Source organism: Paludibacter jiangxiensis (assembly GCF_001618385.1).
Taxonomy (GTDB): domain Bacteria; phylum Bacteroidota; class Bacteroidia; order Bacteroidales; family Paludibacteraceae; genus Microbacter; species Microbacter jiangxiensis.
In genome coordinates, this window is record NZ_BDCR01000004.1 from 417,224 (window position 1) to 432,166 (window position 14,943).

At 41.7% G+C, this 14,943-nt stretch carries 12 protein-coding genes; 3 read left to right on the top strand and 9 right to left on the bottom strand.

Annotation, left to right across the window (positions count from 1 at the left end; all coding sequences use genetic code 11):
• Nucleotides 1–4: 4 nt before the first annotated feature.
• The 5 genes from PJIAN_RS11890 to PJIAN_RS11910 all read right to left on the bottom strand — a co-directional run bounded on the left by PJIAN_RS11890 (nt 5) and on the right by PJIAN_RS11910 (nt 9,224).
• On the bottom strand, nt 5–2,173 hold the full coding sequence (locus tag PJIAN_RS11890) for a T9SS type B sorting domain-containing protein (protein ID WP_172795610.1): 2,169 nt from the start codon (nt 2,171–2,173) through the stop codon (nt 5–7).
• Between the two features lie 107 nt (nt 2,174–2,280).
• Nucleotides 2,281–3,036: an L-type lectin-domain containing protein gene (locus PJIAN_RS11895; RefSeq protein ID WP_172795611.1), complete on the bottom strand. Its 756-nt coding sequence runs from the start codon at nt 3,034–3,036 to the stop codon at nt 2,281–2,283.
• A gap of 10 nt (nt 3,037–3,046) precedes the next feature.
• Nucleotides 3,047–7,354, bottom strand: a complete 4,308-nt coding sequence (locus tag PJIAN_RS11900; protein WP_068705322.1) for a beta strand repeat-containing protein — start codon at nt 7,352–7,354, stop codon at nt 3,047–3,049.
• Nucleotides 7,355–7,456: 102 nt separating this feature from the next.
• Entirely contained in the window at nt 7,457–8,200 is a 744-nt protein-coding gene (locus tag PJIAN_RS11905; protein WP_068705324.1) for a hypothetical protein, read from the bottom strand.
• Between the two features lie 58 nt (nt 8,201–8,258).
• On the bottom strand, nt 8,259–9,224 hold the full coding sequence (locus tag PJIAN_RS11910; protein WP_068705326.1) for a phage tail-like protein: 966 nt from the start codon (nt 9,222–9,224) through the stop codon (nt 8,259–8,261).
• A 585-nt stretch (nt 9,225–9,809) separates the two neighbouring features.
• Between PJIAN_RS11910 and PJIAN_RS11915 the strand changes: the two genes are divergently transcribed.
• Together PJIAN_RS11915 and PJIAN_RS11920 are read left to right on the top strand one after the other, a co-directional pair.
• Complete coding sequence (locus tag PJIAN_RS11915; RefSeq protein WP_068705328.1) at nt 9,810–10,295, top strand: SixA phosphatase family protein; 486 nt, start codon at nt 9,810–9,812, stop codon at nt 10,293–10,295.
• Nucleotides 10,292–10,660: an iron chaperone gene (locus PJIAN_RS11920; RefSeq protein WP_068705330.1), complete on the top strand. Its 369-nt coding sequence runs from the start codon at nt 10,292–10,294 to the stop codon at nt 10,658–10,660. Before PJIAN_RS11915 ends, PJIAN_RS11920 begins: the two co-directional genes overlap by 4 nt.
• 13 nt (nt 10,661–10,673) lie before the next feature.
• Here the strand turns inward: PJIAN_RS11920 and PJIAN_RS11925 are convergent, their stop codons facing one another.
• Both PJIAN_RS11925 and PJIAN_RS11930 read right to left on the bottom strand, forming a co-directional pair.
• Complete coding sequence (locus PJIAN_RS11925; RefSeq protein ID WP_153802560.1) at nt 10,674–10,868, bottom strand: hypothetical protein; 195 nt, start codon at nt 10,866–10,868, stop codon at nt 10,674–10,676.
• A gap of 189 nt (nt 10,869–11,057) precedes the next feature.
• Entirely contained in the window at nt 11,058–11,582 is a 525-nt protein-coding gene (locus PJIAN_RS11930; RefSeq protein ID WP_153802561.1) for a hypothetical protein, read from the bottom strand.
• A gap of 120 nt (nt 11,583–11,702) precedes the next feature.
• Between PJIAN_RS11930 and PJIAN_RS11935 the strand changes: the two genes are divergently transcribed.
• Complete coding sequence (locus tag PJIAN_RS11935; RefSeq protein ID WP_068705334.1) at nt 11,703–12,047, top strand: DUF3795 domain-containing protein; 345 nt, start codon at nt 11,703–11,705, stop codon at nt 12,045–12,047.
• Nucleotides 12,048–12,126: 79 nt separating this feature from the next.
• Here the strand turns inward: PJIAN_RS11935 and uvrB are convergent, their stop codons facing one another.
• On the bottom strand, nt 12,127–14,142 hold the full coding sequence (uvrB, locus tag PJIAN_RS11940; protein ID WP_068705336.1) for an excinuclease ABC subunit UvrB: 2,016 nt from the start codon (nt 14,140–14,142) through the stop codon (nt 12,127–12,129).
• A gap of 12 nt (nt 14,143–14,154) precedes the next feature.
• Nucleotides 14,155–14,877: an inorganic diphosphatase gene (locus PJIAN_RS11945; protein ID WP_068705338.1), complete on the bottom strand. Its 723-nt coding sequence runs from the start codon at nt 14,875–14,877 to the stop codon at nt 14,155–14,157.
• Between the last annotated feature and the right edge of the window lie 66 nt (nt 14,878–14,943).

Below are 14,943 nucleotides of genomic sequence, written 5' to 3' on the forward strand. Positions count from 1 at the left end.
TCGATTATCTCCTTAATGTCAGATATCCCGTGTAATGTTCAACGGCGTTGGTCTTTGTGTCAGTCGTTTCGAGGATATAGTAATAAGTTCCGTCGGGTAGATTCTTCCCGAGGAAGTTGCCGGTACCTTTACCATCCCACTCATTTTTATAATCATTGCTCTTGTAAACCAAATCACCATTCCGATTGAATACCTCAAATTTCAGACGCAAGTGAGGCGCATGTATAATTTCAAATGTGTCATTAAATGTGTCATTATTTGGAGAGAATCCATCAGGTATAATAAGAGCTGCTACAGGAACATTCGTTATTGTCGGTTTAGGAGCAACGAATCCGTCTTCTGTGTTGTGCGGGTCGTTCGACAAAACATCCGTAATGTTACCCATTAACTTAGAACTACCTTCCGTTGTAGCCTGGTTATAAACCTTTCCTGAATACCAGTGTGAATCTATTCGTAAAGAAATAACGATGGAATCGGTTTGTTGCGGAGCTAAGCGACATTTGGATGCCAGTAATGTTGCAATATCACTATTCCCGTCATACAAACTGTTGGCAACAAGAGCTCCGCTGGCAACAACACTCTGCACTTCGAAGGTTTCACCGTGGGTGAATACTTTTGTCAGATCATCATTTACCTGAATGTTGGCTAGTGTGTCTTTTGATGAAACAGGCATTGTATTTTTCAGCGTAATGGTGTACTTCCAGCTAAACTTCGTTTTTCCGTCAAATTTAGGTGTAGTAGCCGTTTTGGTTACACTCAACACCTGTTGATTTGAATCTGCCGTATAAATAATGGTTGGCTTATCTTCCGTAAGCGATTTTGGATCGGAGTAGTCAGTTACAAGTTTTCCAAAAATATCTATTGCAGCTACCTGGGCCAAATTTACCACGTAACCGGTATCCACATCAGCCTTTGTAATTTTATAATCGGCTGTAAAAGTGGTATAATCGGTTGCACCCGGAGCTAAACTATCTATAGGTGTTCCCACAACCGCAACTTTAGGATCCACTATATGAATATTGGTGAGCTTGTATTTTCCGGTATTTGCAATGGTGAACGTATAATGAACCTGGTCACCTGCATCGCCCTCAATACCATTATGGTTTGCATCTACTACTTTTGCCTGTTTCAGCAATGCAATCGCACCTTTGTTGTTATTACTGGCTTTCGTATAATTAGCTTCCCTCTGGGTTGAAAGTGTAGCAAGGCTATCAAACTTAAGACTTAATACTTCCGATCCCGGAACGCTACCCACCAAGCTGGATTCCTGATAATTAAATTGCCAGTCATCCGTACTTGGATAGTACCCCGTGTTGTTTGGCGCTTTTCCGTAACGCGTTATGTAATTGGCCGCTGACGAAAATCCCAGCATGTTTGTTTTCGAGTTATGTTGAAGGCTGATAGTGGCCGAAGCCGTTGTGTTGCCGTAAATATTCCACGTGCGGGCAATACCTGCAAGGTCCGATTCGTCTGGTGCTGAAGCCGCATACGAATTGACATTGACGTGCATCGTATTGGCCGTGGCCGGTGACACGGTGGCAGGAGTATAGTCGTTCACCGCATATCCTACAGGGAATATAAACGCGCCTGTATAATTTTCCTTTACCAAGTGACCCGATGATGCCGTAACCACATATTTATCGGCATCATAGCCCAAAAGATTGGCAATGCTGGTAAGCACCATATCCCGGGTGTTCAAAAAGAGATGACCGGTGGTAAACGTGATGGAGGTCCCCACACGGGCATCGGTGTTGAGCAGTAGTACCCCTTTGGGGTTGTTGATCTCCATAGACGTGATGGTGTTTTGCAAACTGTTGGCAGGATTGCCGCCGTTACCGCCATCCAGTATCTGTTGCGTGATGGTTCCGGTATTGGGGTTGGGTTGCTTGAACACGAAAGTTCCGGTACCAGTACCATGATTTTGTATAGTCCAGGCAGTATTGGAACCATATATGCGCGCACCGGGGAATATCTTCAGCGTATCGCCGTAAAAGAGAAGTTTTTCGCCATCTTCGATATACACGCGGGCATTGGGCCCCAACACCACGTTGCCATACCATTGCGTGGTGCTGCCAGCGGCCACAGTATAGGTATCGTCAATATAAATAGATCCGGTAGTTTGGGCGTGAGAAGTAAAAATGCAAAAGAACAATAGTAAAAACAATATAATCACCTTACGCTTCTTTTGATTAAAGTAATCCTTCAGGTAACAAAAAGAAATATGAAGGATTCTGTGATCTTGGTTGATGTATAAGCAGTTTATCATTATCCTGTTAGGGCTTATCTAAAAACAAAATTACTAACAGTCTGAGTGGACCAATATCCACCTGTAGCCCCTGTAAAACCAACCCAGCCCAACGGAGAACCTAATACACTTGGTATATCCACAGAAAAGTATTTAGTTGTTGTATTTGTAGTTGATTGTTCATCCATTTTTACAGTTAACGTTTTCGCACTGTAATTGTAAGTAATAGTAAAGATTATGGGATTACCACTAGCCAAATTAACAGGACTTACCGGATCATAAGGAGTGGTTATCACTCCATTGGTAAGAAATTTAATTCCATTAGTTCCATATATGTTGATAGCAATAGCAATGCTTGGTGAAATACCTTGATAGCCTAAATTATTAGCATGAAGGCCAAGAGATGTGGTCGTCGCATTTTGTATTACAAAACAGATTCCATCAGCGGGATTATAATTATAGGTCTTACAACCGCCCCAACCATACCAGCTTGTACAGATATACGAAAAATCAGATGGCGTATAAGTAAATGTCGCAGTAAAATTTCTTCTCATTCCCATTTTAAGCTTGTAAAAAGCAGAGCTTGCTTGAGAAAGCTCACTCGTTGTTAATGTCAGTACGCGATTGACAATAGAAGGTGCTACGTTTCCATTGTTATTAATCTGCCATCCTGAACTTCCATTCATGTAAATATAATGCGGTTGGTTCAGCGCCCAGAATTTCTGTATCGGAGGTTGAGCATTCGATAGCAGACAAACACCCAACAATAAAACAACTAATTTCGTTCTCATGGTCATTTAATTAGTTATAGTTATTGCCGATTGTCCACCAGAAAGTGCTACCGTCATAGAAGAAAGAAAGAATATCGAATGCGCCAGCTGATTGAGTAAGATAAGGGACTCCATTGCCTCCATTGATTACTTTATTAGTAGTTCCTGAGGCAAAGCCCAAAGTGCTATTCCCTGCATTTTTCACAATAATTACACCATACATTCCTGCTTTTACGTTAGATATTGTCAGTGTATTTGTTCCGGCATCTAAAGTCCATGAAGCAGAAGATCCTTTACTTAAGTCCCATGTTAGAGAATTCCCTGTAGACGAAGTCCCCTTAGCACCAGCAGTAGTAAAAGTTCCTTGTACCGGCGAAGTATAATTTGTTGCGTTTACGGTGCCATCCACGCCAAGAGTTGGAATGGAAGCGCCTGTATTACCCGGCTTGGTAAATGTAGGATCACTTGCTGGGGTAGATGAAGTGCTCAATCCTACCCCTACATTGCCGTTGGCTAAAACTGTTACCCCACTGCCGGTAGTGCTGTTTGCCTGTATGGTAGCTACTTTTCCTGTAGCTGAAGATGAATAAGTTGCGCTATTTACCACATTGAGTAATCCGTTTGTGGAAGTATTGGTAGAAGCGGAAACAGACAATCCTGTACCACTTGTCAAACTATTTCCTGCTATTGAAAAGATATTTCCGGTAGTTCCTGTACTATTCCATGTAATCGGGTTCGTATTCATTGTAACAGTACGTGTATTATTCAGAGCACCATTGGAATTGTATATGTTTGGCAAATCCGACGGACTTGCCCAACTTAAATTTCCCGAACCATCGTTTGCCAAAAGTTGCCCGCTTGCTGTGGCTTGAGCAGCAGGCATTACTAATGAATAGGTTGATGTTGAGGCTGCTGCCGATACTGTTGCCGTTCCCGAAGTAGAACCTGTAAGTGTAAGTGTTTTGCCCGATGCTAATACGGTATTGCCGACGGAAGTAATGGTTAGGGCATCTGATAATAATGAAGGCGAGACGGTGGTGCTAGTTGTAGCAGGAGTAATGGCAAATGCCATATAGGCATAATTACTTGCAGTAAAAGAATAACCCATATTGGTGGTTGTCCCTGTTGTTGCTTTTTTATATCCTATTGTACCATAGTAACTTGAGCCGGCTTGTAACGATGATAATATAGTTTGTCCATAAGAAGCTGTTGGAGTGCCTGATGTCCCAATGAAATCCATTACAATTTGCCCTGTAGATGATGCCGGATACAAAAGAGCAGAACTATAGTAGCCCGTAGCAGCAGTTAATGGCGTATTTAATGTTTGTACATTGGATAAAACGAAAGCTGAAAAACCTATACAAACGCCACTGTTATCGGGTTGGGTAACAACAATATCATGTGTGCCTGGAGTTGGAGCAGCTAAAGTCCACATTTCAATCCTCGTATTTCCTGAACCTACGGTTTGGAATTTTGTTAGATTTTGACCAAACCATGTAACAGACGAAGCCGAACTATAATTATAGGAATAAACCAAAGCAACTACTAAAACTGTGTTATTCAGAGATGAGGAAATAGGATAACCCGTATAAGTGTAAGTTTGAGAATTACCGTTGCAATATTGATCTGTTATTAAATTATTTACACGAATGATACTTCCGGTGCTTGCTACACCTGTTTGAAAAATAATATTACCCGAACCACCTGCACCGGCTCCGTTACTTGCCTGAATGTACATGTCGGCACCGGGCGTGTTGCTTGCTCCTGCCTGTGCACCTCGAATAACGGTATTCGTAGGTGTGCCGCCTTCGCCTTTGCCAAAGATAGTGATGTCGGCATTAAATGTTTTATCACCTGAAAAAGTTTGTGCGGTTGTGGTTACTAATCCTCTTGCCGATGCTGATGCATCTGGAATATTGAATGTATGAACTGTTCCGCTTGATGTGATGTTAAAGTCTGTACCTGTTGTTCCAGTTGCAAAAGTTTGAGTAAGCCCGGTTAACCCATTCAAAGAAGTAATTCCTCCACCTGCATTAGGGATATTCAATTCCCCTGTTGTGCTATTGTATGTAGCAACTCCACCTGTACCGGTTGTTGTAAGCGAAATAGCTGATCGCGCTCTGGCATCAGTATAATACAAATTTGTACCCTCTGGAACGACTGATGTATTAAGCGTTTTCCAGGTTTTATCACCGCTCCAGTATTGGGATGTTGTCCCATTTGTTATTGCGGGTTCTTTGCTATTAAATTTATTCCAGTCTGCACTGTTCAAATATCCGTCAGTAGAAGTAGTTGCCTGGCTAATAGAAAATATTCCCGATGTATTATTATAGCTCAATGGAGCGGTTGCACTTAATGAGCCTAATGTGATGAACAATGGGGCTCCCGTTATTTTTGACCAACCAATATTGTTGATGGAAACATCAGTACGAGTATTAGGTGTGTTGTCTGCCACTGTAAATTCCGAACCGAAATTCAAGGTGCTTCTTTGCGTCAGTCCTGTGCCATTGGATTGTACAGTCTGGTAATAGGCACTTGTCAGATATGTATTAGCATCAAAACCCCATGTTGATGTTCCACTGTTATACTTTAAAAATCCATTTGAAAGAGTTGGTACAGATTTCCCCTGTATTCCTTTTACAACTGGTGAAGCTGCAGTACCCCCTAAATCGCCAGCTAATTGTACTCCACCCAATGTTGTTGAAGTTGCCGAGGACAGAGAAATAGTTTTGGCAGCACTTCCATCATAAGTTGTTCCTATGTTCAATTGAAGTCCGGCTCCAGCCGTCAAAGCATTAGGAGTTACGGCTGTTATTGTTGTTGATCCACCGAGTGCAACACTATTGCCATTAATCGTTATTGAAGAATTAGCTAAATCTACATTCGGTATTGACGATATATAGTTTGTTGTAGTTCCCGATTGCTTAACATATCCAGTTCCGCTTAGTGCGGGCTGCTTACCATTAAAGGTATTCCACTCAGTATTACTAATCAACCCTCCTGTTACGCTAGAAGAAGTATTTGCCATCGGAATATTTAACGTAGTACTTCCACCCAATGAAACTGGCGATGTACTCCATGATGGCGCCGCTCCTGTAGTCCCAGTAGATAATGAGATTGACCCTATGGAAGATATTGCTTGCTGCCGAACAACTCCTGTGCCATCTACACTTAACAGCTGGTCAGTAGTAGCACCCGTTTGTAAACCCTCTAGTCGCAAAGGATTAGAAGCCGATTTTACATGCAGCCTATTACTCGGATTTGTGGTATTTCCAATGCCGATTCCCACATTCCCAGTTTCTACTACTTTTACTAAATCGATCGCATCAGGATCCCAGTCTCCATTTGCACGAATCCTGAATTCTGAGTTCGTTGAGGTTTTATCTGCATCAATAATAACATCCAATCCGGTACTACTTACTATATTACCAGTATTTCCCAAGAACAAAGAAGCTCCTGACCATGCTGATATGCCTCCTGGAACAGTTGTAACCCCCAAGCCCAAAGCTTCATTTGTATCGAATGAAAACAATCTCATTTTTTCCTTTCCATTCGTGCCAAAAACCAAATCTTTTTGATCTGTAGTTCCCAAATAATTTTGTCCTGTTCCTGTACCCGGGTTCGTCAAGCTATTCCCGGTTAACAACCAGGCATACGTAGACGGACTAACTGGAGACCAGTTTGTGCCGTTGTAACCAAGAACTTGCCCAGTTGTAGCAACTGTTGTAGTTCCCAGTGGAGAACCATTAATTTTTGTGACAGTCAATGCTGGATTTAAAGAAGAAGTTCCAGACGCAGTTCCAGTAACATCTCCGCTACCTGTCCAAATAATAGACTGATTAGTGGCTGTCAGCGTATTCCATTTTGAACCATCCCAACGAAAAAGGGTTGAACTCCCTGGTGCAATAATAACACCTCCCACTGTAATTGACTGTACGGAAGTGTTGCTATTGGATACCTGAAAAATTCTACCCGGAGTATTGTCGGTTGGGGGGTCGAGAGAGAGGGTTCCTCCTGTACTTGTTTTTACGACAGCGCCAGAAAAAGCATCTACAGTGGACGTTCCAATCTTACCGCTTGATAGGTCTGTTATATCTGTCGATCCCAAAATAGTAGAGCCGGCATTGTGAAGTGTAGCTTTTGGCGCAGTAGTGCCGATGCCTACATTGCCTGTAGTGTTTTTGTTGTATATGTCGTTGCCCACTTGCTTCCATTTCGATTGATCGATATTTTGTATCGTGCCTTTATTGTCGATCACGCGCACGGTTTGTGCACATACACCCAGTGTAAGCATCACCGCCAAAAGAAAAAATATCCGGATTTTAGAAGAAGAAAGCATGTTGACCAATACCTTATTTTTTGATTGTATATAAACTAAAACGGAAAAAGCAATTAAGAGGCAAGGTAGATGCCTTGCCTCTTAAGAAATATCTGAAAAATATTATTTAACCCACTGGATTTCTATTCTATCACCGACATACAATGCATAGTCTTCTCCAGCATTAACACTTGAATTCTTAACAATAACATCATAAGGTGCAGATGCACCAAGTGTATAGTCAACTCCAGCCAACAATTTAACACCATTTCTATATACAGAAATTTTCTCAATACTTGCTGGAATTGATGCATCACCCGAGTAAGTAAAGTTTTTTGAAGCATCACTAACTTTATCGTTATATTTTCCACCTTTAACAAGATCAGTAAACAAAAGTTTTTGAACAGCACCGGTAGCTTCGTCACGAACTAATAATGTCCAACCTGCTGTTGAAGCTGAGGGATCGGTTGATGTGTGTGTTGGAATACCTGCTGTGGCCGCACTTCCCGTAGCAAAACTAATTCCATCCAAACCAAAAACCTTGCCATCTGTAGTGATATAAGTATTATCAGTCAATGTACCACCTAACTGCCATGTGGTAGTAACCCCAGTTTTATCGTCAGATGTATTAGTAATGGCTGTGATACCATTTTGAACTTGTAAGTACTTGATAGTTCCTTTATTGTCAATCAGGCGAATAGTTCCATTAGCTTTTACAGCTGTTCCTGCCACATCACTATTCTTAACAACTCCGAGGTTAGCAACAGCTGTGGTTGTGTTCTGAGCGTTTGCCGTAAAAGCAAAAGTTCCAATGGCAAGCGTAAGGCCGGCCACTTTCATCCAATTTTTAGTAGAATTTGTTTTCATCTCTTCGATTTTTGAAATGTGAATAAATTAGAAAATTAAATATAGATTATTGATCCTTTTATTTCCATTGATAAATTTTGATTTCATCTCCCGCAAAACATCCGCTATCAAATACAGCATCCGGTTTTAAAATAATGCTGGATGCTCCTGCTGTAGCGCTGAAGTCTATTTCGGCACCATTTCGGTACACCTGTATTTTATCGGCAGAGCTTATGGGATAAGGAGTCGGAAAATTTAGTTGTCCATCTGTTGCCTTATAAACCGCTACTTTCCGGCCGCTTGCCATGCTTGATGCTGATACAGATTTGACAACACCAGTAGCAGGGTCGGCCACCAGAATATTATCGGCATCGCTGCCCGTTTGCAGGCCGGTAATGGATAATGTATTGGTAGCATCCGTATTGATAGTGGTAGGACGGGTCAGGTTCCCGCCAAATGAGATGGTATGCGTGGAGGGGTCATAACTCAGCCCGTTGGTGGCATTCAGGTTTTGAATAAGTTCGTTGAAAGAAATTTTGCGCAATACTCCCGAAGGATCGGAAACAATCAGGCTGTCTGATTTTGATCCCGGTTGAAGACCCGATAAGGAAAAAGTATTAACCGATGAAGCGGTAATTGTTGTGGGCTTGATAAGAGAACCACCGAGCTGTACGGTGTTAGCACCGCTTTTCGATAGTCCGTTTTCGGCATTAGTAAGCGAAGAGGTGGAAGAAATGTCAATTATTTTAATCCATTGCGTTCCATCGTTATAATAAATACCTTCGGAAACATATGGCAAATTAGTCCCATTCGTGGTTTTATTATACACTAACATCCCCTTTACATGCGATGTTAAAGGAGCTGGCGATGTCGTTAGATTCAAGTTGACGCGGGGTAACAACATACCCTTTTTCCCATTAGCAGCATCCCCCAATTCTAAATAGGCATTGGCATCAGAAGGACCTGTTGTGCCACCGATTTTAGTTTGAGAGTGAACATGGGAAAAAATAACGCAGATGAATATAGCTGCAATTACTTTTCTCACAGATAATTATAGTTTTCTCTTTAGATATTCTTAATAATCCGTCTATTAACTTTGTTCATTTAATCTACAGTTAGTTAAATAGACGGATCAATGGTCATAATCAACACTTCTCACTGCATTGCCAAAGAAGATTGATTTTTTGACATATTTTAGTCTTGCAAATGTATGGAATTTATTTATTTCATCATTTATTAATGATACATAATTATGTTAAATATAATAAATTAAGCAATTGAAATTCACGTAAATAACATAAATTATGTTTACATGCGCTTGTTGTTGGCTTTTTTATAAAAAACTGCCTATAAATTATCCAAAAGATTACAGATACTCCAGTACCCAAAATCGAATAAACCTGACACAATATCGTCTCCCTGCGCAGCTAAAAACTCCCCACCCAATTTGCGTCCCAAATTTATTTTTCACATCATCCCTATGGTCATAAATATGAATGCCAAAAGAGGGAATTCCGTTCTATTTTCAAAAACCTGATATAAAACATCCTTTATGCGCAGGGTTTATTGCAAGAAAAGAATATATTTGCCTTAGAAACATGAGAACAATCAATTCAAAAACATTTATACTATGAAAAAGCTTATACTTATCCGTCATGCAAAAGCGGAAATTCTACAACCCGGTATCCCGGATGTTGATCGTATTCTTTGTGAAAGAGGAAAAAGTGATGCTGTTAAAATGGCCAACCAGCTGTATAGCACAGAAATAACACCGAATGATGTAATTTGCAGTCCGGCAAAAAGAGCAGTGGAAACAGCTACTGTCTTTGCTGAACAATACGGCATAGAAAGGCTCATCAAAGAGGAATTCCTTTATGGAGATTACAATTTTGCCGACATAAAACAGTTGCTAATTGAAGAAGTTCCTTTGGCCGACACCGTTTTAATTGTAGGTCATAACCCTAATCTTTCTTATATTATCGCCAAACTTACCGGTAATTTTAACCAGCATCTTCCTACTGCGGCTGTGGCAGTCCTTGAATTCGATATTGAAAAATGGGACGATTTACAACCTTCGACGGGTGTTTTGGAAATGTTTTTCTATCCCGATAAATGAATAAAGAATCTGTCGCAAAAACTATTGACGAATACATCGCACGTTTCCCGGACGAAATAGCTATCAGGCTTCAAAAGGTACGGGAAACGATTCGCGGTGTAGCGCCGGATGCGGAAGAAGGAATCAGCTATCAAATCCCGGTGTTCAAGCTTCACGGTCCGATGGTTTATTTTGCAGGATACAGAACACATATCGGATTCTACCCTACCTCGTCTGGCATCGAACGGTTCAAAGAAGAATTATCAGAATTCAAAATCGGGCGCGGAACTGTCCGGTTTCCCCTGAACAAGGAAATTCCTTATGACTTGATTGCCCGCATAACAGCGTTCCGGTATGCCGAGAACATTGCCAAAAAGAAGCAGTGAGGAAGCAATTGTATCAGTTCTTTTTGAAAAAGACGATATAAGTAATGCCTACCAGATTTGTAAAAATCCCCACTGGGATCAGCATTTTCACGCCGCCCATATTACTGATACCTTGACTACTCAAAGAGGTTATTTGCAGTAACATTGCGGCATATGTCACAACGAGTCCAATAGAAAAGAAAATAACTCCAATTGCCAGTTTCAGCATAAACGGTAGTTGTGTATTCTTGGTAAATTTAGGATATAAGAACCAGAGGCCAGTAACAGGCATCAAAATAAGTACTAAGCACAAAAACATTGTTATCATAAACTGCTGTGGAATTATTCTATTGATAATTATGCAAAGATAACAATTTTGGATTGGTAATCTTCCGAAAGAAAGCGGTGGCAAGCATACTTACTTTCGGCTCCACGGACCGAGCTGATCAAGAATCTGATTTTCGAATATCCGCTTCAACTCCTGATTCTCCTTTGGAGTTAATTTTTTCGTGTTGATTTCGCGCCAGCGATTAAAACCAATTCCCTTTGATACCGCTTCAAGTCCTATTTGAGTAGTTCGGGCCGTATCGCTAATATTCATAACACAATGCAGGGTTTCGTTTCTGTTCTTCAGATAAAAATAGATATGGCAAAAATGAGCTGTGTAAGTGTTTTTAAGTTCCACTTTTTGCCCGCTTTGTAAGGTTACTACCAATTGATAATCAGGATTTCGTTCTTTGAAGATGTTAATCTTGCTCAACAGAGCCTGTCTCGAACATTGGAATGTATAATACTCAGCCCAAGGGTAGTCGTCGGTATTGAGATTAATACACGAATACAGAAAAGAAAATCCCACAACTAATCCAAAGAACATTGCAAATAGCTTATCTTTGAAAGCCGGAATGCTTTGCTGGTTACGCAATTTTCTAAAGTTCGTTTCCATAGACACAGAATATACCTCAAATATAGTGCTTTTTATTACGATTTTGCGCAAAATATTAGTGTCAGTATATTCATTTATCTTCAACATAGCAGATAGTTACCCTCAAACAAAATAATATTTATGAACACACTGATTTCTTGCTGTGGCCTTGATTGTGCCGATTGTGGTGCGCGTAAAGCGACCTTACTAAACGATGACGAACTGAGAAAACAAACCGCGGAAGAGTGGTCAAAACAATTTGGTGTTGACATGCCGTATGAGATCATTAACTGCACCGGCTGCCGTGAAGAAGGCGTTAAGTTTGTGCATTGCAATGAATGTCAGGTACGTAATTGCGTGAAAGAAAAAGGGTACGATACTTGTGCTGATTGTGCGGAACTGGAAAGCTGTTCTATTGTTGGAGGCATTCACCAACATGCTCCATTTGCATTGGAAAATCTGAAGGCGTTACAAAAGCAGGAGTAAATACGGCAACGAAATACACGGATTAGACAGATAATCTTTTAGTTCCATTCCGTTTTTTCTGCGTATTCCGTGTGCTGAATTATTTTTTATTTTTCAACAACTCTTCCAGCTTGATAAGTTCGTCGCGATATTGAGCAGCTTCAATGAATTCAAGTTTTTTAGCGGCATCATGCATGGCTTTACGGGTCTTTTCGATGGCTTTTTCAAGGGCTGGACGGCTCATGTACTGAACCACGGGATCGGCTGCTATATTCACATTTTCCGGTTCAACATAAGCCTTCATTGCTGCTTTTTCGGCAGCCTGTTTACCTAAAACGGATGTGTGACCCTTGCGGATCGATTTTGGAGTGATGCCGTTGGCTTCGTTATATGCCAACTGTTTCTCTCGGCGACGAGCAGTTTCGTCAATAGTCTGACGCATGCTATCGGTGATTTTATCGGCATACATAATCACACGACCGTTCAGATTACGAGCCGCACGCCCGGCTGTCTGCGTGAGTGATCGGTGCGAGCGCAGGAAGCCTTCTTTGTCTGCATCCAGGATAGCCACCAGCGACACTTCGGGTAAATCGAGCCCTTCACGAAGCAGGTTCACACCAACAAGAACATCAAAGAGTCCGTTACGGAGATCTTCCATAATCTTCACCCGTTCCAGCGTATCAACGTCGGAGTGGATATAGTTACAGCGGATACCCATTTTCATGAAATAGTCAGTGAGCTCTTCTGCCATTCGCTTGGTAAGCGTAGTGACAAGCACCCGTTCGTCTTTTTCGGTGCGCTGTGCAATCTCCTCCATTAAGTCATCTATCTGGTTGAGACTGGGTCGTACGTCAATAATGGGATCGAGAAGGCCGGTAGGACGTACCACCTGCTCTACCACTACCCCATCCGACTGCTTCAATTCATAGTCGGCCGGCGTAGCGCTTACGAATATTACTTGCGGTGTCAGCGTTTCAAATTCTTCAAATTTCAGCGGACGGTTGTCCATAGCTGCCGGTAAACGAAATCCATATTCTACCAGATTCTGTTTACGTGAAGCATCGCCTCCATACATCGCCCGGATCTGTGGTACCGTGACGTGGCTTTCGTCAATTACCATCAAAAAATCATTTGGAAAATAGTCGAGAAGGCAGAAGGGCCGGCTACCCGGAGCACGCCCGTCAAAATAACGCGAATAGTTCTCTATGCCGGAACAATAACCCAATTCGCGGATCATCTCAAGATCGTAAGTCACTCTCTCCTGGATTCTTTTGGCTTCGTAGGGCTTGCCTTCCGATTCGAAAAAAGCCACCTGCTTCATCATATCGTCCTGAATCTCGTTTATAGCGCGATTGATGCGTTCTTTCGTCGTAACGAAGATATTGGCCGGATAGATTTGGTATTGATCAAATATCTCGATGGTATTGCCATTGAACGGATCTATCGTTTCAATTTCGTCAATCTCATCACCCCAGAAAACAACCCTTAAAGCAACGTCTGAATATGCAAGAAATATATCAACCGTTTCGCCTTTAACCCGAAAATTACCTCGATTGAAATCAATTTCGTTTCTGGAATACAAACTATCCACCAAAGAACGGAGAAACGCATTTCTGGCTATCGTTTGCCCTTTGTGAATTGGAATGGTATTGCTGTAAAAGTCCTCCGGATTTCCGATACCATAAAGACAGGATACGGACGAAACCACCAGCACATCTCTTCTCCCGGACAACAAAGCTGAAGTCGCCGAAAGCCTTAGCTTCTCTATTTCATCATTTATTGAAAGGTCTTTTTCAATATAGGTGTCGCTGGTCGGAAGATAGGCCTCGGGTTGGTAGTAATCGTAGTAAGATACGAAATATTCTACCGCGTTATTTGGAAAGAAACTCTTGAACTCTCCGTAAAGCTGTGCTGCTAAAGTCTTATTGTGGCTCAAAACCAGTGTCGGGCGGTTCACCTCCTGCACCATATTGGCTATGGTAAAGGTTTTTCCGGAACCGGTCACCCCCAGCAATGTCTGAAACTTTGTCCCATGGTTGAGCCCCTCGGCCAACTGACGGATTGCTTCAGGCTGGTCGCCGGTAGGTTTATATTCCGATATAATTTTGAAATCCACAGCTGTAACTAATTAAAAATTAAACAATGAATCCCATTGATTGTAAAGTTCTTCCATGCCTGACAGTACAATATTTGCACCGGCATCAATCAGCACATCGTCTTCCAGAATACCGGTATTGATGGCTATGGTAAAGATACCAGCTCCTTTGGCAGATTGCACTCCGAGGGGAGCGTTCTCCACAACTACAGCTTCCCAGGGTTTTACGCCAGCTTTTTGTAAGCCCATCAGGTAAGGTTCAGGATTGGGCTTTCCATATTTTACGTCGAAAGCCGTAACCATTTTATCCTGACTGAAAATTCCCGGATAGTAAACCTCCAGATTATCAAGTAGACTTGCCTGTCCCGAGCCGGTTACCAAAACAATATCCAACCCTTTTGCTTTGATCTTATTCAGCAAATTGTCGGCAAAAGGCATAGGTATAGTTTCACTAAGATCTCTGAATTCTTCGCTTTTGTGTTGATAAATGGCATCCATCTCTTCCTTGGTGGCATTACGCCCCAGTTCGCGTTGAAAAATGCCGTTAATGGTTCCCGATCCGGTTCTTCCTTCGTGCATGTAAGCCTCATAATGCGAAAAAGGCATTCCAATATTACGGATAGCTCTGACCCAGGCTTCGGCATGTGCCGGCATTGAATCGAAAAGAACGCCGTCCATGTCGAAAAAGACAGCTTTAAGTGAAAACTCGGGATATGAATGTTGTTGTGTAAAATCGTTAACTGGTTGAAGTGTCATGCCTTAAAACTATTTATTTGATTCTTAAATTTATACTTCCAGCGCGGTTTTCAGGTATGAATAAAA